Annotated in this window: 15 protein-coding genes; 3 read left to right on the top strand and 12 right to left on the bottom strand. The window is 53.6% G+C overall.

The window, feature by feature from the left end; all coding sequences use genetic code 11:
* Positions 1–109: 109 nt before the first annotated feature.
* From BLR08_RS24670 to BLR08_RS24640, 7 genes are all read right to left on the bottom strand, one after another.
* Positions 110–898 carry a sugar phosphate isomerase/epimerase family protein gene (locus tag BLR08_RS24670; RefSeq protein WP_176835600.1) on the bottom strand — a complete coding sequence of 263 codons (789 nt, stop codon included), beginning with the start codon at positions 896–898 and terminating at the stop codon, positions 110–112.
* Between the two features lie 24 nt (positions 899–922).
* Positions 923–2269 carry an extracellular solute-binding protein gene (locus tag BLR08_RS24665; RefSeq protein ID WP_176835599.1) on the bottom strand — a complete coding sequence of 449 codons (1347 nt, stop codon included), beginning with the start codon at positions 2267–2269 and terminating at the stop codon, positions 923–925.
* Between the two features lie 219 nt (positions 2270–2488).
* Positions 2489–3349 (bottom strand): carbohydrate ABC transporter permease, encoded by an 861-nt coding sequence (locus BLR08_RS24660; protein ID WP_072331062.1) that lies wholly within the window; start codon positions 3347–3349, stop codon positions 2489–2491.
* 10 nt (positions 3350–3359) lie between these two features.
* Positions 3360–4295: an ABC transporter permease gene (locus tag BLR08_RS24655; RefSeq protein ID WP_072331063.1), complete on the bottom strand. Its 936-nt coding sequence runs from the start codon at positions 4293–4295 to the stop codon at positions 3360–3362.
* Positions 4296–4436: 141 nt separating this feature from the next.
* The gene (locus BLR08_RS24650) at positions 4437–6689 is read right to left on the bottom strand and encodes an AraC family transcriptional regulator (protein WP_072331065.1); all 2253 of its coding nucleotides are present in this window, start codon (positions 6687–6689) and stop codon (positions 4437–4439) included.
* 168 nt (positions 6690–6857) lie between these two features.
* The gene (gene gcvH / locus BLR08_RS24645; RefSeq protein WP_072331067.1) at positions 6858–7241 is read right to left on the bottom strand and encodes a glycine cleavage system protein GcvH; all 384 of its coding nucleotides are present in this window, start codon (positions 7239–7241) and stop codon (positions 6858–6860) included.
* A gap of 113 nt (positions 7242–7354) precedes the next feature.
* Positions 7355–7903, bottom strand: coding sequence for a peroxiredoxin (locus tag BLR08_RS24640; RefSeq protein ID WP_072331069.1), 549 nt, complete (start codon positions 7901–7903; stop codon positions 7355–7357).
* Between the two features lie 226 nt (positions 7904–8129).
* Here BLR08_RS24640 and BLR08_RS24635 point away from each other — a divergent pair, with 226 nt between their 5' ends.
* Complete coding sequence (locus BLR08_RS24635) at positions 8130–9518, top strand: aldehyde dehydrogenase (protein WP_072331071.1); 1389 nt, start codon at positions 8130–8132, stop codon at positions 9516–9518.
* Between the two features lie 47 nt (positions 9519–9565).
* Here the strand turns inward: BLR08_RS24635 and BLR08_RS24630 are convergent, their stop codons facing one another.
* Positions 9566–10681 carry an SGNH/GDSL hydrolase family protein gene (locus tag BLR08_RS24630; protein ID WP_072331073.1) on the bottom strand — a complete coding sequence of 372 codons (1116 nt, stop codon included), beginning with the start codon at positions 10679–10681 and terminating at the stop codon, positions 9566–9568.
* 133 nt (positions 10682–10814) lie between these two features.
* On the bottom strand, positions 10815–11894 hold the full coding sequence (leuB, locus tag BLR08_RS24625) for a 3-isopropylmalate dehydrogenase (RefSeq protein WP_072331075.1): 1080 nt from the start codon (positions 11892–11894) through the stop codon (positions 10815–10817).
* A gap of 236 nt (positions 11895–12130) precedes the next feature.
* Here leuB and BLR08_RS24620 point away from each other — a divergent pair, with 236 nt between their 5' ends.
* A complete protein-coding gene (locus tag BLR08_RS24620; RefSeq protein WP_072331077.1) occupies positions 12131–13336 on the top strand; it encodes an aminotransferase-like domain-containing protein in 1206 nt (401 codons plus the stop codon).
* 267 nt (positions 13337–13603) lie between these two features.
* Positions 13604–14644 carry a LacI family DNA-binding transcriptional regulator gene (locus tag BLR08_RS24615; protein WP_072331079.1) on the top strand — a complete coding sequence of 347 codons (1041 nt, stop codon included), beginning with the start codon at positions 13604–13606 and terminating at the stop codon, positions 14642–14644.
* 93 nt (positions 14645–14737) lie between these two features.
* On the opposite strand, the gene BLR08_RS24610 is transcribed toward BLR08_RS24615, so the two are convergent.
* The 3 genes from BLR08_RS24610 to ilvC all read right to left on the bottom strand — a co-directional run bounded on the left by BLR08_RS24610 (position 14738) and on the right by ilvC (position 20422).
* The gene (locus tag BLR08_RS24610) at positions 14738–17281 is read right to left on the bottom strand and encodes an alpha-amylase family glycosyl hydrolase (RefSeq protein ID WP_218131600.1); all 2544 of its coding nucleotides are present in this window, start codon (positions 17279–17281) and stop codon (positions 14738–14740) included.
* Between the two features lie 432 nt (positions 17282–17713).
* A complete protein-coding gene (locus tag BLR08_RS24605; RefSeq protein WP_072331081.1) occupies positions 17714–19261 on the bottom strand; it encodes a 2-isopropylmalate synthase in 1548 nt (515 codons plus the stop codon).
* A gap of 168 nt (positions 19262–19429) precedes the next feature.
* Complete coding sequence (ilvC, locus tag BLR08_RS24600; RefSeq protein WP_072331083.1) at positions 19430–20422, bottom strand: ketol-acid reductoisomerase; 993 nt, start codon at positions 20420–20422, stop codon at positions 19430–19432.
* Positions 20423–20469: the final 47 nt, after the last annotated feature.

The following is a 20469-nucleotide window of genomic DNA, read 5'->3' as shown; positions in this document are numbered from 1 at the left end:
CGGGATTCCATAATCAGCAGCCAAGTCAGATGTCGTTAGATCATCTGCCTTAGCTGCAGGAGTTGTTCGAGTAAGTCAAACTAATTAGCAATATGGGGCGTTAAACCCTCTAGTGAATCATCCCTTCCCAACATGACTTCAGTTCTTCTGGCACGCCATTACGCACCTCGAACATGAATGGGCCTTGATATCCTTGCTTCGTCAACGCATTCAGCACCTTATCCCACTGGGTAATCCCTTTGCCCGGCAGCCAATGCCGTTCATCGATGCCGTCGTAATCAGACATATGCACCGTGCCGATACGGGAGCCGACCTTGTTAATAAAATTCTCTGCGCTCTCATGCAGCAGATGATTCACATCGCAGCAAACAAGCAAGCCGCTCGTTGATTCGATCAATTGCAGAATCTCATCGCTTGTATTGCCGAGACAGGTTCTAGGCAAGCATTCCACGGCCACACGAATGTTCAGGTTCCTAGTCAGCTGGGCGAGCGTGCGCAGCGCTTCTTGGCAAACAGCCATTCGTGCTGGTCGCTCCTCTTCAGAGATCGGCTCAAAGCTCGGATGGAGTACGGCAATGCCTACGCCCCAGCTCTCCGCTAACTGCAGCATACGGTATTGATTGTCTATGATCGTCTTCCGAAGTTCCGCATCCAGACAAGATACGTCCCATGGATCGGTGAATGGCAGATGTACGGACCACACCTCTATATCCAATCGAGCTGCTTCATTCACAATATCCGTAAACTGCTTGGCAAGCGCTTCAAAATTGTTCAGCCAGTCCTGTCCGTGCAGCACGAGTTCAATACAGTTCAAACCGGCGCTCTTAATTTGCTCCAAACCGGAGCTATCGCTGAATCGATACGATGTACCGACTTTCCACTCTGCAGGCTGTCTCAACTTCACACGCTCCTTATCTGCATGTTATTGTAATGATTTCCACAGCTCGTTGGCTTGCTCTTCGATGATTTTACCGCCTTGAGCATAGTATTTTTTGATAAACTCGTCGTACTTCTCCACAGGCCACACGCCCGTAACGATCTTGACCAAATATTCCATCCACAACTTAGTCTCGAGATCCGGATAATCCATCTCTGCCGGAACCGATTTCCACAAGGCATTGCTGATCACATGTTTGTTCACAATTTCAATGGCCTCACGAACTTCCGGCTTCGCTGAACGACGATCGGTAACAACAACGAAGCGAACCGGGTTGGAATACCCTTTCTTGTACAGCTCGGCATACGGCGTTATCAATTCGATTGTATCCGTAGCGCGGTCGTAAGTGAAATCCTCATTCTCGATGCCGTACATCATGTGATTGAATCCGCCTTCATCGCTCTGATCGGCAATCCAGTCCAAATATTGGAATAACTTCTTGGGCTCCTTCATTTTGGCCGACAATGCTGAGAACTCCGAATTATAGAGCTTTTCTTGATAACCTTGCTTACCGTTCGGACCTTTCGGCGCTTCCAGCATAACGAGATCGGCGGTTGGCGTAGCTTCATTCAGTGAAGTTGCAAGCGGACTGGACGACTTTTCCGTATAATACACATCTCCCTCGAACAATCCGACCAGAGAGTTTATGACCAGCTCATCTCTTTGTTTGGATTCCATAATCGGGAAGTCATGAGCAATGAGACCTTCCATATACCATTTCTGAAGCAGAGCAAGGCCCTCTTTCATTTCGGGAAGCACGAATCCTTTCTTAATTCCTCCGTCTACCTTAGTCCAATATTTGGGGATAATGCCATACGCGCCAAAAATCGCATTGAAATTCGTCTCTTTGGAAACTCCTAGACCGTATGTATCGTTTTTGCCGTTCTTATCAGGATCTTGTGTAACAAAGGCTTTCATTACGGCATACAACTCATCTAGGGTGGTGGGCCGACTCAGATTAAGATTATCCAGCCAGTCTTGCCGAATGGTAAGCCCAAGTGTACTGGGCAAGTTAAACGGCTTATCGTTTCTTCCCTTTGGAATGCCGTAAATTTTGCCGTTAAACGTGACTTCCTTCCAGAATTCCTGCGGAATGATCTTCATTAGGTTTGGAGCATCCTTCAGATACTCATCGAGTGGCAGAAGCAGTCCCTCTTCGGAGAACCGCGAGAGCGTTTTCGCATCGGTGTCGAAATAGTCAGGAAGCTGGCCTGAGGTTGCAAGCAGGTTAAGCTTGGTAAAGTAATCGTCTCCGCTTGCGAGGGTAACCTTGAAATCGAATCCCTTCGCCTTCGTTTTTTCAAATGCCTCAAGGAGCGTTTTCTTGCCCACGCCGCCATCCTCCGGATATTCCGGAGCGGCAAATTTGCGGAATATTTGATACGTTGTCGTCTTCGCTTCTTCAACGGCCGGAGTCTCGGCAGCAGTCCCGGCTGCATCCTTCTCATCTGCACTGCAGCCAGCGGAAACAATCGATGCCGCGAGCACGCCTGCCAACATCATCTTGCTTTTTGGAGCCTGAAACATGGAATGCCCTCCTAAGTTTAATTTTTACCCTTTGACCGATCCAATCATCGCGCCTTTCACGAAGAAACGCTGCAAGAACGGATACACTATCAATATAGGGAGCAAAGAGACAACAATTGTGGCTGCAATAACAGAATCCGAAGAAGCTGCATTGAGCTCGCCCATCGCTTCCGCATCAACTTGACCGGCTATAATTTGACGAAGCAAGACCGGTAACGTCATGTGCGCTTTATCGTTCAAATAAATAAAGGATTGGAAGAAATTATTCCATAAGCCAACCGCCATCCACAGGGCTAATGTTGCCAGTACCGGCTTGCATAGCGGCAATATAATCGTAAAAAAGATACGAATCGGATTGGCGCCATCGATCATGGCCGATTCTTCCAGTTCCTCGGGAATCGTTCGAATGAAGCTGAGCATGACGATGACATTGAAAGCGCTTATGAGATTCAGGACGATGACAGCCCACAAAGAATTAATGAGGTGCAGATCTTTCATCACCAGGTAAGTCGGGATCAGGCCTCCGCTGAAGATCATAGTGAACAATACAAGGAGCATAAAAAACTTCTTGAGCGGAAGCGTCCGTTTGGCCAACGGATAGGCAGTGCTTGACGTTAATAGAAGCGACAGCCCTGTTCCTACAATGGTAATAAAGAGGGAATTGCCATACGCCGTCCACAAATAATCGCTCTTTGTGATGATGTGGTACGCATCCAGTCTGAAGTCAACGGGCCATAAGAATATGCCCCCTCGCATGACCGCCTCCCCCGAGCTTAACGACCGGGAAATCTCTCGCCATAGCGGATAGACCGTGGCAAGACCTAATAACGAAAGCAAAACGGCATTGACTGCGTTAAACAAGCGATTTCCGAATGAAGAATGCATCAGGATCTCCTCACCATATTCCTTGTTCGCCGAACTTCTTGGCTAACCGGTTGGTCAATACAATCAAGATCAATCCAACCACAGACTGGAACAGCCCAGCGGCTGTGGCAAAAGGATATCTTCCCATCGTAATCCCCACTCTGTATACATAAGTGTCCAGAACATCCGCGACCTCATAAACGAGTGGATTGTACAAGTTGTAAATTTGATCGAAGCCTACGTTCAAAATATGACCCGTTTTCAAAATAAGCAAAATGACGATCGTGCCCGCAATCGAAGGTAATGTAATATGGCGGACTAATTGAAAGCGGGTGGCTCCATCAATTTTGGCAGCATCGTAGAGCTCCATGTTAATGCCGGAGATCGCTGCCATATAAATAATGGTCCCCCATCCGACCTCCTTCCACAGCTCAGACAGCACGAGCAATCCCCGGAAGCTACCCGGGTCCATTAATGGCGAGATTTCCAGTCCAAACAGATCGAGCAATCCGCTCTTGGAGGAAAACAACGAATATAACACCCCTCCAAGAATAACCCAAGACAAGAAATGCGGAAAGTAAACAACCGTCTGAATGACCCGCTTAAAGCCGGCATGATACACTTCATTGAGCAGAAGCGCCAATATTATCGGTGCCGGGAAGTTAATGGCCAGTTTATAGAGGCTGAGAATGATCGTATTCCTCAGCGCCACCCAGAAATCAGGTGAATTAAACAATAACTTAAACCATTTGAGCCCGGCCCATGGGCTTCCCATTACGCCATCCACTAACCGGAAATCTTTGAATGCGATGGCTATACCAGCCATAGGCCAATAATGGATCAGCAGGAAGTAAAGGATGCCAGGAAGCAGCAGTACAAAATAATATTTGTGACTTGCAAACGCTTTCCCCCAATTCAATGATAAAGATGATGATCTGGATGTTCGGGCCGTAGAAGGTAACGCCAATCTAAATCCTCCTTTCCTATGATTGTGTGGCTTGCCTTTACACCATAAAACATTCCCGATTGGGTCGTATATAACGACAATTTGATTCTCATGGACGTATTTCGATAAAAATAGCCGAAAATCAAAAATAAACCACTCCCATCAAGAATGGTTTATTACTTTTTTGCGATATTCGCCCGGCGTCATCCCTTCCGTTTTCTTAAACGTGCGGATAAAGGTTTGTGCATCGTTATAACCAATCAATTCGCTAATTTGCTGCAGCGACTTGCCTTTATCTTTCAACAGCGTTTTGCTTGCAGATACGCGAAGCTCCGTTAAATATTCGATCGGCGACTTGCCTACCTGCACCTTAAATATGCGACTCAAGTGAGAAGGACTGACCCCGATATGCGCGGCAATCTCAGAAATCGAAAGGTTGCTGGCATAATGCTCTTCCATATAGGCCAGAGCTTGACTTACCAGAGGGTTGCTGTCTTCCGTTTGCTTTCCTACCATGAACAAGTAGTCCATAATTTGACCGATCTGAAGCAGGAGCATCCGTTTTAATTCCTGCTGGTTCTGACACTGCTGCAATTGAAACAGATCGACCTGATCTATTAAAGGCTCTATATCATACCCTTCCTGCGCGAGCGCTCCAAGTATTTGGCTCATTAATATCATGATCATTTGCAGTAATTTAGGATACGGCGCGTCCCTGCTCTGCAAATATTGCGCAAACAGCTCGGTCATATACTGTTCAACCTTGTCCCTGTCTCCGGCAAGAATCAAATTAATCATTTTCTTCTGATAGCCCGCCGGGTACTGGAATTGACCGGATTCATTAGACTCCTCAACAAAATAGACCGCGGATTGCGGCAGAAAAGCCTTATACGCGATTGCCCGCTTCACTTGTTCAAAGGCTTCGGAAAGATGGGATAGCGGCTGAATGCCGCTGACAAAAAAGCCCAGATCAGCCTTCAAGCGAGTATGAGCCTTCTGCTGAATGGAACGGCAGGCATCCTCCAGGTCGGCCATGAGTTCGTCGTCGAATGCGTTGCGGTCGAAATTGAGAATAAACGCAAATTTGCCGTTATCAATCATGGTGCCTGCCGCCTTAAACCTGGTAAACAGCTCATCCTCAGCCAAGCTGAATAGAAAGAGGGTATCGCCGTTTGCCTTTTCCCGATCCTGCCTATTCTCATCAACGACGACAAGTACGGCATGATGGGGAGATACGAAGTGAATGCCGGCATCAGCAAAGGCCTGCGCTGGCGTATAAAGATCATCAGGATACTGGTGATGGAGCCAATCATAGACAACGTGGTCACGGACGATCGGTTCGTTCTGACGGATCTTTGCAATTAAGTTATGAATCGCTCGATTCACAACCTCATAGGCGTCTCCGTTATCCTCCGTATTTTGCTTGACATAGCCTTGCAGCTTCGTAGCCAAGTGTTTCCATGGATTGTACAGAATCGACGCGAACAAATAAGACAATCCTACGCCCAGCAAGATCACGATGGCTAGAATGATTATAGCTTGCTGAATAGCTCCTGATAGCGCTTGCATATAAGGATTGACCGGCATGACTTCCAGCAATGTCCAGTGGTTTGTGACACTTTTAAATCCATTGAGCTTGTATCGGACTCCGTCCAGTTCCACGACATCGGTATATTCGATTCCAGGCTTTATCTTGGAAAATACTTTCTGTATATCTATACCGTCCACACTCGAAGAAACCAGATGATTCCCGGGATCTCCAACAATCAGCTGACCTGACATTTGGGAGTTCATATTCATCAGCATGTTCATAAACCTGGTTTTGTCTATATTGACAATCAGGTAGCCTAGAGCGATTCTCTCCGTAATCGGCACGGGTCTGACAAATGACAGCACCTCCTTGCCAGAGCCCCCAGGCTGCTGACGTACGCCTGCCCAAGAACGCGGAAATTCGGAAGGCAGCTCGGCAACCTCCATGAGGAAGGTCTTGTCGTAAAACCTTTCTCTATCATACAGACCCTCTTGAACCGTCAACACCTTCGCATTCTGTCTGATATCCAAATAGATGGACTCAAACAAAGAATTAGAATTTATCCACGTTCCCAGCTGGTCCTTAACCTCGGCATAGCGATATGCTGGAAGATCGTGAGGCCTTGTTAACAGCTCGAGAACATTCGGAGACATTGAAGTCTGCAGCGTCATTTGTTCGATTTGCTCCAACATGAGCTCAAGATTACGGGCAACAGACTTAAGAACAGCTTCAGAAATCTCATCTGTTCGCAGGATGCTGTCCTGATATTTGTTATAGATTTGAAGACTTAAGAGGGCAATAGTAGGAATTAGTATCGTTAAAAAAAACAATAACAAGTATTTGCGAAATGCTATTTTAGTATCGACAAGATTTCGAAACTTCAATATCTCACTCCTAACGCGTCGGATACGTCGAATATGATATGAATTATTCAAACTGTTAATAATAATAACACATAATCACAATCACATATCCAGTGTGATGCGAAAACTGCTGCAAAAACAGCTCAAGCTTGTCTTCAGCTTGAGCTGTGTCATTGCCAGGCTGCCGCCCTATTCGTGGGCATACGTCTGCTCATACCGGGCCGCATCCCACAGGCCGTCCAATTCCGAGGGATCCTCGAGGGCCATAGTCAAAATCCAGCCCTTGTGGTAAGGAGACATGTTGATCAGCCCCGGGTTGCTGCCGAGCTCCCGGTTAATATCCAGCACTTGGCCCGACAGCGGCGCATACAGCTCGGTCACCGTCTTCACGGACTCCATGCTGCCAAGCGGCTCGCCGGCTGTCAGCTTCTCTCCGACTTCCGGAAGCTCGATGAACACGATGATGCCGAATTCCTCCTGCGCAAAATCGGTTAGTCCGATCGTCGCCCGATTGCCGTCTATGCGAACCCAAATATGGCCTTCGCTGTACTTGTACTCCTGAACAATTTCCATCCGGTGATGGCCCCTTTCTCTCCTGGCGCCTTGGCGCTCTTAGCGTGCAAAAACCCCCAAGCTCGCCCTGATGGCGAACAGAGGGGTTAAATCGATCCAGCTCTTGCGGCGGCTTACTTCGCCACCAGGTGCTTATCGCCTTTCTTCCAGCCGATCGGGCACAAGCCGCCGGATTGAAGAGCCTCGAGCACACGGTAAGTTTCTTCGACGCTGCGGCCGACGTTGTTGTGGTGAACGACCTGATACTGCAGCTCGCCCTCAGGATTGATAATGAACAAGCCGCGTAGCGCAACGCCTTCATCTTCGATCAATACACCGTAATCGCGGGCGACGGACTTCGTCAGATCCGCTCCGAGCGGGAAGTTCAGCTTGCCCAAGCCGTTGGAGTCGACCGGCGTGTTGATCCACGCGCGATGGGAATGCTTGCTGTCTACGGATACACCGAGAATTTCGGCATTGACGGCCTTGAATTGCCCGGCGGCATCGCTGAGCGCAGTAATTTCCGTCGGGCAAACAAAGGTGAAGTCGAGCGGGTAGAAAAACAATACGAGCCATTTGCCTTTGTAATCCGAAAGGGAGACTTTGCCAAAGTCCGTGCCGTCGCCCAGTGCGGTTTCCAATGTAAAATCAGGAGCCGGTTTACCTACCAAACGTTCTGCCATGTCCTTGATTCCTCCCTGTTGATAACTATTATCACAAGACAAATCGTATCATTCACTGAAAATGAAGTCAAGATTGAAGTAATTATTTGATTATAATCATTATAATCTGGAATCCGGATCACAGCCGGCCTCATCCCCGGTGCGCCGATTTGTACAAAGAGGGCTTCCCGTCTACAATATAATAAACTGTTCGGCCCGTATCGACACGCGAAGGGAGCCTCACACGATGGATCAGCTTACCGAATCCCGTCTGCAGCTTATGCTGCAGGAGCATCGTCAATTTTTCCACAGCGGACGAACTCGCGATCTCAGCTTCCGCCTGGAGCAGCTGAACAAGCTGCTGGAAGCGATCCGGCGCGCGGAGCCGCAGCTGCTCGCCGCCCTCCGGCAAGATCTGCGCAAGAGCGAGTTCGAAGCGTTCACGACGGAAATCAGCTTTGTTCAGCAAAGCATCCGGGACATGAAGAAGCATCTGGGCAAATGGATGAAGCCGCAAAAAGTGCCCACACCGCTCGCTTTATTCCCGTCATCCAGCCGGATCGTCAGCGAGCCTTACGGCACGGTCCTGATCATCGGCCCGTTTAATTATCCGTTCCAATTGGTCATGGAACCGCTGATCGGCGCGATAGCCGCCGGCAACTGCGCGGCGCTCAAGCCGTCGGAGCATACCCCGAGCGTGTCGGCGGTCATCCGCAGACTAATCGGTGACACCTTCGAGGAGGCGTACATCCGGGTGATCGAGGGAGAGAAGGAAACGACCTCCCTATTGATTCACGCTCCGTTCGATTATATCTTCTTCACCGGCAGCGTGCCGGTGGGGAAGCTCGTGATGGAGGCTGCTGCGCGCCATCTGGTTCCGGTCACTCTGGAGCTCGGCGGCAAAAGCCCCGTTATCGTCGATACCACCGCCAAGCTCGAGCTGGCCGCGAAACGCATTCTCTGGGGCAAGCTGACCAATGCGGGGCAAACATGCATCGCGCCCGACTATGTGCTTGTTCAGAGGGAGGTCAGAGACGAGCTGCTTGCGAAGATGAAAGAAACGATCGCCGGCTTCTACGGTCCCGATGCGTCGGCAAGCGACGATTACGGCAGAATCGTCAATCTGCGCCACTTTGATCGGCTGGCAGCCATCCTGGAGCAGGACCGGGAGCGGATCGCCTATGGGGGGCGCATCGACCGCGAAGCTCTGTACATCGAGCCTACGCTGCTGCTCGCAGCCTGGGACGACGCCGCGATGGCCGATGAAATCTTCGGGCCGATCTTGCCCATCCTGACCTACGACCAACTGGATGAGGCCATCGCGGCAATCCGGGCCAGACCCAAGCCGCTGGCCCTCTATGTCTTCACGGAAAGCAAGGAGGTGGAGAAGCAGGTCATCAGCCGGGTTTCCTTTGGCGGGGGCTGCGTCAACGATACGCTAATGCATGTAGCCAATCCCCATCTCCCGTTCGGCGGCGTGGGCAGCTCGGGCGTCGGAGCCTATCACGGAAAGCACAGCTTCGACGTCTTCTCCCATCGCAAGAGCATCGTGCACAAAAGCACGAGGTTCGAGCCCGGGCTTGTGTTTCCTCCCTATAAAGACAAGCTGAAGTGGGTCAAGAAGCTGCTGAAGTAAGCGGCGGCGCGGCCCGGGGCCCGGCCTACGAATGGCCGGGGCGGCGACTACAGCCCCAGCAGCTCTCTGAGCTTAGGCTCAATGCCTTGCGCCATTTGGCTGAAGCCCAGGTCGGTCGGATGACAGGCGTCCACCGTTCCTTCATGTCCCTCGATGCCCATCAGGCTTTCTCCGTCCAGGAAATGGACGTTCCTGTCCCCCTGCTCGCGCAGGCTTGCGACGATCCCGGACTGCAGCTCGCGACGGCGCAGCCGGGCCGCTGCCGCCTCCGGATAGAAGCGTTCATTCGGGTATACGATCCGGGATACGACCAGGATCGGCACTTCGGGATGGGCATCGCGAAGAATCCGGATAAAGGCGGGCATCGTTTCCGCCAGCCTGTCGTAATCGCCGCAGTTGGCCTCATAGTCAAGCACGTACAGCGCAGGGTCCGGAATCCCCGCAATCGTGCGGGCTACCTCGGGTTCCCCCTTGCCGCTGCCGGAGAAGCCCAGATTGACGAACTCCAGATTCAGGTTGCGGCTGACGATATTCGTATAAGCCATCCCTGGTCTTGAAGCGCATCCTCCCTGGGTAATCGAAGTTCCGTACAAGACGACCTTGTCTGGCCGTACATAAGGCTCAGGCGGCAGCAGCACGGCGTCTTCATCCAGTCCGATGCTTACCTCCTCCACGCCCTGATAGAGAGGAAAGTTGATCGTGACATGACGCAGCTCCTTGGGCAGCCCCTTCCACAGATCGGCTTCGAATGCGTCCAGCTTGTGATCGTATCGGGTCGTAGAGAGGTAATGCTTCTCCCCGCTCGGTCCCAGGTAACAATCGAAGCCGCATTGTCCCGTGGCCGGCATATGGTACATCCCAGCCACGCCCGCAAGCTTGACCCTCAAGGCCAATCTGGTCGAATCCGTGCGCATATGGATCTGCCCCCCGGCTGTACAAGCGGCCAGTTGAACGACTGCAGGCGGCAGCGTTTCCTCCGTGCGTTCAGGTAGACGGGCGTAACGGCCGTCCTGCCCGAACCAGGGAAAGCCGGCCAACCGGAACGGCGCATTATCCGGACTATGCCAGACAAGCCCCTCTGCGGCGATCCCCTGAAGCTTCATATGTTCGTCCAGCTGGGTAGCCTGGACGCCCCCTTTTACCTGCTTATCCTCTCGGCTCATCGTGTATGTACAGCTCCTTCTTCCTCAAGTTTTCAGCCTGCTTCGCTTAAATCCAGGTCCCTCATAACGCGAAGAAGCTCTTCGGCATCCTCATGCCGTCAAGAGCTTCTCTCGTTGCATATCTTTAGCTGCTTTATTTGCGGATTGCGTTCACGATCAGATCGCCCATAGCGACTGTGCCGATAGCCTTGCTCTTATCGACGGCGATATCGCCTGTGCGGTGGCCTGCATCCAGCACTTCCTTAACGGCGCGCTCGATAGCGTCGGCCGCCTCGTGATAACCGAATGTCAGACGATACATCAGCGCCACGGACAGGATCGTCGCGATCGGGTTCGAGATGCCTTGGCCTGCGATGTCAGGCGCCGAGCCGTGTACCGGCTCGTACAAGCCGAACGCGCCTTCGCCCAGCGAGGCGGACGACAGCATGCCGATCGAGCCGGTCAGCATAGCTGCCTCATCGCTCAAGATGTCGCCGAACATGTTCTCGGTGACGATCACGTCGAAGCTCGCCGGACGGCGCAGCAATTGCATCGCGCAGTTGTCGACCAGCACGTGCTCCAGCTCGACATCCGGATATTCCGGAGCGATCCGGTTCACGACTTCGCGCCACAGACGGGACGTCTCCAGCACGTTCGCCTTATCGACCGAAGCGAGCTTCTTGCGGCGGGTACGGGCGATATCGAACGCCTGGCGGACGATGCGCTCCACTTCCGTCACATTGTATACGCATGTATCGACCGCTTCTTCGCCCTGAGCGCCCTCGCGGCGGAACTTCTCGCCGAAGTAAATGCCGCCCGTCAGCTCGCGCACGACGATCAGGTCTGTGCCTTCCAGCACTTCAGGCTTCAGAGTCGAAGCATCCTTCAGACAGTCGAACACGTTGGCCGGACGGATGTTGGAGAACAAGCCCAGCGCTTTGCGGATGCCGAGCAGGCCCGTTTCCGGACGAAGCTCCTTCGGATTGTTGTCCCACTTCGGACCGCCGACTGCTCCCAGCAGGACGGCATCAGCGCCTTTACAAAGATCAAGCGTTTCCTGCGGCAGCGGCGTGCCCTTCTCATCGATGGCGATACCGCCGAACAGGCCATGCTCGAATTCAAATTGGTAGCCGAACAGCTCTTCCGTTTTCTTCATTACTTTGATCGCTTCCGCCACAACCTCGGGGCCGATGCCGTCTCCGCCGATCACGGCGATTTTTTTCACGTCAGTCATCTCAGTTCACTCCCACTCGTAATCGATTCCATCTCTCATTAATACCATACTTGTCCTTTGTTTACAAAGATATAAAAGCTATGGTCTTCATAGTCGATGCCTATAAGCGAAAGCACCCGCTTCCACTTTCCCGGTTGTCATCGGCGCGGTAAAGGATTAAAATAATACTAATACCCTTCTATCCCGTTAAACGGTTGCTTTATAATCTCAATTCCCCTCCAAAGGAGTCATTACAGATGAAATATCGCTTCTCCGAGACGATCGACAGCTTCAAATCATCCGCCGTTCGTGAGATTCTCAAGCTTACGCAAGGGCGTTCCATTATTTCGCTCGCAGGCGGGCTGCCCAATGAGCAATATTTCCCGGTGGACGCCGTACGCGACGCCTTCGCCCGCGTCTTCGAGCGCGGCAACGGCGTGCTGCAATACGGCCTGACCGAAGGCTATACGCCCCTGAGAGAGAGCATCTCCAAGCATCTGGCGCGCAAAGGCATCCAAGCCGGCATCGACAACATGCTGCTGACGACCGGGTCCCAGCAGGCGATCGACCTGCTGACCAAGATCTATGTCGATCCGGGCGACGTTATTCTCGTGGAGAAGCCGACATATCTCGCCGCAATCCAGGTATTCCAGTCGCATAAGGCGAAGCTGGTGTCCGTAGACGGCGATGCCGACGGGATGAATCCGGAGGATCTGGAGCGCAAGATCAAGCAGTACCAGCCGAAGTTCGTCTACGTTATCCCAACCTTCGCCAATCCGACCGGGAAAGCTTGGAGCCTGGAGCGCCGCCAGAGCACGCTTGATATTTGCAAACGCAATAACGTGCTGATTCTGGAGGACGATCCTTATGGCGAGCTCCGGTTCGGCGGAGGCGATCCGCTGCCTTCCATCTTCTCGCTGGGCGGCGAAGCGAACGGCAACCCGGTCGTTTACACGAGCACCTTCTCCAAGATCGTAGCCCCTGCGCTGCGGACGGGCTGGGTAGTCGGCGATCAGGAAGTGATCCGTCATATCGGACGCGCCAAGCAGGCGGCCGATCTTCATTCCAGCACGATGGACCAGCAGGCGATTCACGAGATTTTCGAGCACTTCGACATCTACGGCCATATCGATCTGATCCGGACGCAGTATGAGCTGCGGATGCGCCAGATGATTGATCTTCTTCAAGCGCAAAACTGGGAAGATGTCCGCTGGCTCGAGCCCAAGGGCGGCATGTTCGTCTGGGTAGAGATGCCGGAGCATATCGATACGACCGAGCTGATGAAATACGCCGTAGAAGAAGGCGTAGCTTTCGTGCCGGGCGCCAGCTTCTACGCCGACGAGCCGCAAACCAACACGATGCGCCTCAATTTCACGCATACGGACAGCGAAGAGATGAAGCTCGCCTTCGAACGGCTGGACCGGGCGATCAAGCGGTTCCAATCCGCTGCCATCCGGTCTTAGTCTTCTCGCCCAAAACGTCAACCGCTCCACGCCAAGCCTGCGCTTACCGGATGTGCCATCCGAAAAGCGCGGGCTTTTTGTTAGGCCGCTGTTTCCGGGAGCTCGCCCCTCCCTCGTCCTGAAGCCGGTCCAGGCCACAAACTGCGGCGGCGGCTTCCAAGTTAGCGAATAAAAATAAATTTAACGGTTTACCCTGCATGCCGAGTAAGCTATGATAAGGCTTAGGAAACCGGTTTTCTTAATCTCTCCTGCGAAAGGAACCGAACGATGAAAATCACAATACAGGATATTGCCCATGCAGCGCAAGTAGCGAAATCTACCGTATCCAAGGTGATTAACGATTCCCCTCGCATATCAGAGGAAACCAAGCAGCGCGTGCGGGCAATCATGAAAGAAATGAACTATACCCCCAGCAGCTTAGCCACTACGCTTGCCAAACAAAGCAGCTTCAACATCGGTCTTCTGATCGATATGTCCAAAGAAAACGAATATATGAACCCGTTTTTCTACAACATCATGGTCGGCATCAAAAGTGTCACCGGTCCGCTCAAATACGAGCTCACCTTGTCCAGCATCCATGACGGCGGCCCTGAATCCCATTTCCTTAAGAGACTTGTGCTCAGTCGCCGGATCGACGGGCTCATCGCCAACAATGCGATCATGACCGACGATATCGCCCATAAGCTGAATGAGCTCCGGTTTCCGTTTGTCGTGATGGGCGAATATCCGAGCGCTCCCTCCACCTGGGTCGATTATGACAATATGGAAGGCGGCTGCTTGCTGACCAAGCATCTGCTTACACAAGGATATCGCAAGATTGCCTTCATCGGAGGAGAACGCGGAGAGCGTCTGTTTGAGAAGCGGTTCCAGGGGTATGCGAACACGCTTCGCCAAGCTGGACTGCAGCCGAACGAAGCCTATACCCTAAACGGGCCTTCCGATGAAACTCATGGCTGCCGTGCCGTCTCCGCCCTTCTCCCGCTGGATTGCGCCTCGCGCCCGGATGCGCTGCTCTGCATGAACAATTATGTGGCATTCGGGGCTCTGAAAACAGCCAGGGAAGCCGGTATTCCGGTGCCGGTGCAGCTCGGCATAGCTACCTTTGACGATTATCCCTTCTCCCCTCACACCAGCCCGCCGCTGACGAGTCTGCATATCGATACGCTCCAATTGGGCGTGACCGCCGGAAAGATGCTAATGGAGCGGATTCGAACACCGGACAGCTCCCAGCGAAGCCTGCTGCTAAGTCCCGAGCTGATCGTCCGTGAATCGACTAATCGTTCCGGCTCGCCTGGCGGCATGGGATAGCCGGCCTCGGAAGAGAGGCATCAACCGCAAAGAGAGAGCCTCCCGATCGGGGGCTCCCTCCAAAGGTATGCCAAGTCTCTGCCCTTTCTTACCTTACTGATCCTTCCAGCGCTGTACCGTTATGGGGACGTTCTGGGCTCCCCCTGAAGGAGTCAGCGTCCGGTTCGCCAGATCCGTCCCGTTCGCATTCACCTCCACCGTCGTCCAACTGCCCCGTGTCAGTTTGTATGAAGCAGCAGTGCCAGCCGGAAGGCTGAGGGTAATCGTATACACGCCGTCGGTACCCTTGGTCAGCTGATAGGCCGGGTCGGCCGGGTTCCAGCCGTTGAACGTACCGGATACATAAACCGGGCCGTTAGCCGGAGTAGACGCGGGTACGCTTACCTTAAACGTAACGCTGTCCGGCTGCGGAACACCTGCCGTTTTGCTGCCGTTTACCAGGCTCCACACCCCGCTGTCGAAATGATAATCAGCCCCTCCGTTGTTATCCCAAGCGCCGCTTCCATTATTAAAGGCGGCCGTCAGGCCAGAAGCATTGCCGAGCGGGATCGTGGCGGTTTTGTAACCCGCATAAGAAGATTCCTGAAGAGCTGTCCCGGGGAGTGTCGTCCAGGTTGTCGAGCCGTCCAGCTTGTAGTGGATATAGGCGTTTGCATAGGCCGTGTTTTTGTAATAAATGGTGACACTGCCGCCCGCCGGCGTCGTTGCAAGGACGGGAGGCGCACTGAAGCCGGAGAGGTTGCCGGCCGCATCATACGCCTTCACCGTATAGGCATACTCCGTAGCCGGGGACAATCCCGTATCCGTATAGGAGGTTGAAGCCGTCTGACCCACCTTCACCCCGTTGCGGTAAACCTCATAACCGGCCACCCCTACATTATCCGTCGAGGGATTCCAGCTCACCTGAATCGAGGTCGCGCCTGCAACAGTGGCAGATACCCCCGCAGGCACTGTCGGAGCTACATTATCGTCCGGATTCGACAAAGCCTTCGCATACAGCTTGGCTGAGTTCGCCCCGACACTTACCGTAATCTGTTTGCCGGTTATCCCGCCAGCCTGCACCGTTATCGTATCGGAAGGATTCAACTGGTTGGTCAGTACCGTTCCTGCCGTAAGGCTGCTCTCCGCCCGCAGAGGCATCGTCACGGTCTGCGTGCTGCCGGACGCATTGCTGAAGACGGCGATGACCTCTTGGCCGGCTTGGCTTCCGCTGTCGAGGCGGCGGGAGAAGGCGTACAGATTTTGCGCCGACCACATTTCCCGCTGCTTTCCTTTGCGAAGAGCCTCATAGTTTTTACGGATTTGATTCAGCTTGGCTACGTATTGATAGGTATCGGTGTTCTCATTGAAGTAGTTTTGGATCACATTGCCGCTTGCATCGCGCTTGACCATCGACCAGCGGTTCCATGTATCCGCGATGCCTCCCGTGATGATCTGACCGTTGCCGTTGCCCTTATTCTGCTCCGTTCCCTGGAAGACGACCGGAAGACCACGCGCGGCGAAGATGAAGGTCAGGGCATTCTGGAGCTTCTGAACACTGCCCCCCGCCTCTGTCAGGAAGCGGTTGCGGTCATGATTGTCGATGAAGGTGACCATATGGTTCTCATTGCCGCCATAATAGGAATCCTGGGCGAAGGTGTTTTTCAGATGGCTGTCGAAAGACTGTCCGTAAGCAAAGCTGTTTAGAACCGAGAAGAAAAGCGGGAAATCCAACATCCCCCATTCCTTGTTAGGTCCTACCCAGCGGGATACGAACTCGGCATTGCCGTCGAAATTCTCGCCGAACGTATTAACCCCCAGGTAGCTTTGCAGAGCGCCGATATCTGTCGGCTTCATCAGCTTGGCCGCATCCACGCGCGCCCCATCCGCCCCTGTATACGTGAACCAGTTCTTGATGGAGTCGAATATCGCCTGCTTTGCCGCCGGCACATCGAAGTCTATGTCGTCGAGACCCGCCAAATCATGGTTCTCCATATAATCCTGGGCAGCCTGGGTGTAAACGCCGTCCACGAGCGACCAGTTGATATCCCCGTTATGGTGATACCACGACGGATTATTGAACGGAGCGGCCGGCTGGAGCGACGGAATGTCATAGTAGGCTTGTGTGCCCAGCATGTAGTCGCCGACATGATTGGGAACGACGTCGATGATGACTTTGATGCCAAGCGCATGCGCCGAGTCGACCAGCTCTTTCAGCTTCTCCTTCGTTCCAAAATAGGGATTGGCCTTATTCGGGTCCTTCACATTGTACCCATGGTACGCCGTATTTTTGCCCGAGCCGTTATTATCGCGGCTTGTGAGCTGCGGCTCCGCCACCGGCGAGATCCAGATGGCGGTGTAACCCATATTTTTGATATAAGACAGCTTATCGATCACACCCTGCCAATCCCCGCCCTTCATGTAGCGGAAATCCTCCTCGGAGTTTTCGCCATAGCGAATAGCTGCTCCTGTCGCATTGTTCGTCGGGTCGCCGTCGTTGAAGCGGTCGACCATAATCTGATAGATGGTGTCATTCTCATCTATCGTCCCTATGCTGGCCGCCTGAGCGGGTTTAGGGGGAAGGAGTAAAACGTTTGCACAAACAGATAAAAAGAGCGCAGCAAGCAGCAGCCATGTAATATGCTTGGTAGGACGCACAATCTTCCTCCTCAATTTTGGAAAATGGGAATGCCTGCTTAAGCGGACTGCCGTTCGTTGTTGTTAAGCGTGAGGGATAAGGACGGGCAAGCCACCCAGCGTGCGCCGTTGCTCCAATCCGCGGCTGGGATCCGTAGAGAGCGCAACGGGCAAATGATGATGCATGCTGATTCATGGGGAAAGGCAGCGCCTGATCCTGACGGTGCCCAAGCAAGGAAACCGGTTTCCCTCACAAAAGTAACATGCCCCTACCCACTTGTCAATCGCTCACCGTATAAATAGGGCTTCGGTACGAAACCCCGGTTCGAAACTTGCTGAATCCGCTCGAATGATGGGTTCAAGCAGGAAGCTCGCCTGGCCGCCGCTGGGAACGCTTAAAAACCCCGACCCTCCCAGAGGGAGTTTCGGGGCTTCTCGCATGGCATGCCTAGTTTAAATGGACGGCACATTGCTCCGGCCGCGGGCCGGCGACTTGCGCTTGTCGATGAGCCGGTTGACCGCGTCCACATAAGCGCGGGCGCTCGCCTCGAGAATGTCCGTGCTGACGCCGCGGCCTTGAACCTCATAGTCGCCTTGCTTCAGCACGACGTGAACCTCGCCCAGGGCGTCCTTGCCCTGCGTGACGGATTGGATCGAGTAGTCCTCCAGCTCGACTTCCTCGCGGGTCGCCTTGTCGATGGCATTGTAGATGGCATCGACCGAGCCGTTGCCGACAGCCGCTTCGTCGAGCAGCTGTCCTTCAAGCGTACGCAGACGCACGCTTGCGGTCGGCGTCGATTGGTTGCCGTACGATACCTGGATCGTCTCCAGCGCGAATACCTCCGGCGTCTCGATCAGCTTCTCCTCGATCAGCGCCAGAATATCCTCGTCGGATACCTGCTTCTTCTTGTCAGCCAAATCCTTGAACTTGGCGAACGCGACATTCACCTGCTCATCGGGCAGCGTGTAGCCCAGCTCGACCAGCTTCTCGCGGAACGCGTGGCGCCCGGACAGCTTGCCCAGCGGCAGCTTGCCGCCCTTAAGGCCGATCGTTTCCGGCGACATGATCTCGTACGTCGTCTTCTCCTTCAGCACGCCGTCCTGGTGAATGCCGGACTCATGGGCGAAGGCATTGGCGCCGACGATCGCTTTGTTCCCCGGCACAGGCATCCCCGTCAGCTTGCTGACCAGACGGCTCGTGCGCGCAATCTCGGACAGGTTCAGCGACGTTTTCGCCTGGTAGAAGTCCTGACGCGTCTCCAGCGCCATCGCCACTTCCTCGATCGCCGTATTGCCGGCGCGCTCGCCGATGCCGTTGATCGTCCCTTCGATCTGGTCGGCGCCGTTCAGAATCGCCGCGAGCGCATTCACCGTTGCCATCCCCAGATCGTCGTGACAATGCGCGCTGAGCTGGATTTTCTCGATGCCGGGAACCGTGTCCTTGAGCGTCTTGAAAATATTGCCGTATTCATACGGCGTCATATAGCCGACCGTATCCGGAATATTGACAACCGTAGCGCCCGAGCGGATCGCCAGCTCCGTCACCTCGCAGAGGAAGTCCAGCTCGGTACGGGCCGCATCCTCCGCAGAAAATTCAATCTTGCTGAAATATTTCTTCGCATGCGTGATAGCGGCTGCAGCGGCTTCCAGCACCTGATGCTTTTCCATCCGCAGCTTGTGCTTGCGGTGAATCGGACTGGTCGCCAGGAACAAATGGATACAAGGGTCCTCAGCGCCCTTCAGCGCCTCGCGCACCGCCTCGATATCCTGCTCGCGCGCGCGGGACAGACCGATGATGGAGGCGTTCTTGACGGCTTTGGCCACTGCGTTGACAGCGGCCAGGTCGCCCGGAGAGGCGGCAGGGAAGCCTGCCTCGATGCGGTCCACGCCCAGCTTCTCCAGCTGCAGCCCGATCTCCACCTTCTCCTGGATATTCAGGTTGACGCCGGGAGACTGCTCGCCGTCCCGCAGCGATGTATCGAATACATAAATTTTTCTCATGGCGGTCCACCTCCGCTTTGCCATAAATTTTACTCATGCTTTAAAGCACAAAAAGGTACGGCTCGATAACGGTCAGGCACAGCCCGGTTAACCCGGTCTGTCCTGGCTTACGTCGTCAAGCCGACCTTCATGCATGTATACCCTCACGAATCCGCGGGAGCGGTTCGCTTACTTCTTGATCCAGTGCATCATTTCACGCAGCTGGGAACCGACTTGCTCCAGCGGATGCTCGGATTCCAGGCGGCGAGTAGCCGTCATGAAGGCATTGCCGGATTGGTTCTCCAGGATGAAGTCGCGGGCAAATTTGCCTTGTTGGATATCGGACAGCACGCGCTTCATTTCTTTTTTCGTTTCTTCCGTGATGATGCGAGGACCTGTCACATAGTCTCCGTACTCAGCCGTGTTGGAGATCGAATGTCTCATCGTAGCCAAGCCGCCTTCGTACATCAGGTCAACGATCAGCTTCAGCTCATGCAGACACTCGAAGTAAGCCATCTCTGGCGCGTAGCCGGCTTCAACCAGCGTTTCGAAGCCTGCTTTGACCAGCGCAGAAGCGCCGCCGCACAGTACAGCTTGCTCGCCGAACAGGTCGGTTTCGGTTTCTTCGCGGAAGGAAGTCTCGATAACCCCTGCGCGTGTGCAGCCGATACCCTTGGCATAAGCAAGACCGAGCTCTTTCGCTTGGCCGCTTGCATCCTGATGGATCGCGATCAGACCAGGCACGCCAAAGCCTTCCACATATACGCGGCGAACCATGTGACCCGGGGACTTAGGAGCAACCAGGAACACGTCTTTGTCCGCGGACGGGTTGATTTGGCCGAAATGCACGTTGAAGCCGTGGGAGAACATGATCGCTGCGCCATGCTTCAGGTTCGGTTCGATTTCGCTTTTATATACGCGGGCTTGCGTTTCGTCCGGCATCAGGATTTGCACGATGTCGGCCAGCTTCGTAGCTTCCGCTACAGAGTACACGTCGAAGCCGTCGTTTTTCGCTTGTTGGAAGGACTTGCCTTCGCGAAGACCGATTACAACCTTCAGACCGCTGTCACGCAGGTTTTGCGCTTGCGCGTGGCCTTGGCTGCCGTAACCGATAATTGCGATTGTTTTGCCTTTCAGAACGTTCTGGTCTGCATCTTTTTCATAATAAGTTGTAACTGCCATGGATAATAGCTCCTCCTTTAAATTAAAACCCTGTGAGCGGGTGCTCA

Origin of the sequence: Paenibacillus sp. cl123 (assembly GCF_900101595.1) — a bacterium.
Taxonomy (GTDB): domain Bacteria; phylum Bacillota; class Bacilli; order Paenibacillales; family NBRC-103111; genus Paenibacillus_G.
The sequence above is the reverse complement of the archived record's forward strand: the minus strand, read 5'-3'. Positions and strand labels throughout refer to the sequence as shown.

What these genes read in the sequence shown, in the direction of transcription:
- BLR08_RS24660 (WP_072331062.1), bottom strand. Translation starts at nt 3,349, where the DNA reads ATGCATTCTTCATTCGGAAATCGCTTGTTTAACGCAGTCAATGCCGTT.
- gcvH (WP_072331067.1), bottom strand. Translation starts at nt 7,241, where the DNA reads ATGGAAATTGTTCAGGAGTACAAGTACAGCGAAGGCCATATTTGGGTT.
- BLR08_RS24640 (WP_072331069.1), bottom strand. Translation starts at nt 7,903, where the DNA reads ATGGCAGAACGTTTGGTAGGTAAACCGGCTCCTGATTTTACATTGGAA.
- BLR08_RS24635 (WP_072331071.1), top strand. Translation starts at nt 8,130, where the DNA reads ATGGATCAGCTTACCGAATCCCGTCTGCAGCTTATGCTGCAGGAGCAT.
- BLR08_RS24630 (WP_072331073.1), bottom strand. Translation starts at nt 10,681, where the DNA reads ATGAGCCGAGAGGATAAGCAGGTAAAAGGGGGCGTCCAGGCTACCCAG.
- leuB (WP_072331075.1), bottom strand. Translation starts at nt 11,894, where the DNA reads ATGACTGACGTGAAAAAAATCGCCGTGATCGGCGGAGACGGCATCGGC.
- BLR08_RS24620 (WP_072331077.1), top strand. Translation starts at nt 12,131, where the DNA reads ATGAAATATCGCTTCTCCGAGACGATCGACAGCTTCAAATCATCCGCC.
- BLR08_RS24615 (WP_072331079.1), top strand. Translation starts at nt 13,604, where the DNA reads ATGAAAATCACAATACAGGATATTGCCCATGCAGCGCAAGTAGCGAAA.
- BLR08_RS24605 (WP_072331081.1), bottom strand. Translation starts at nt 19,261, where the DNA reads ATGAGAAAAATTTATGTATTCGATACATCGCTGCGGGACGGCGAGCAG.
- ilvC (WP_072331083.1), bottom strand. Translation starts at nt 20,422, where the DNA reads ATGGCAGTTACAACTTATTATGAAAAAGATGCAGACCAGAACGTTCTG.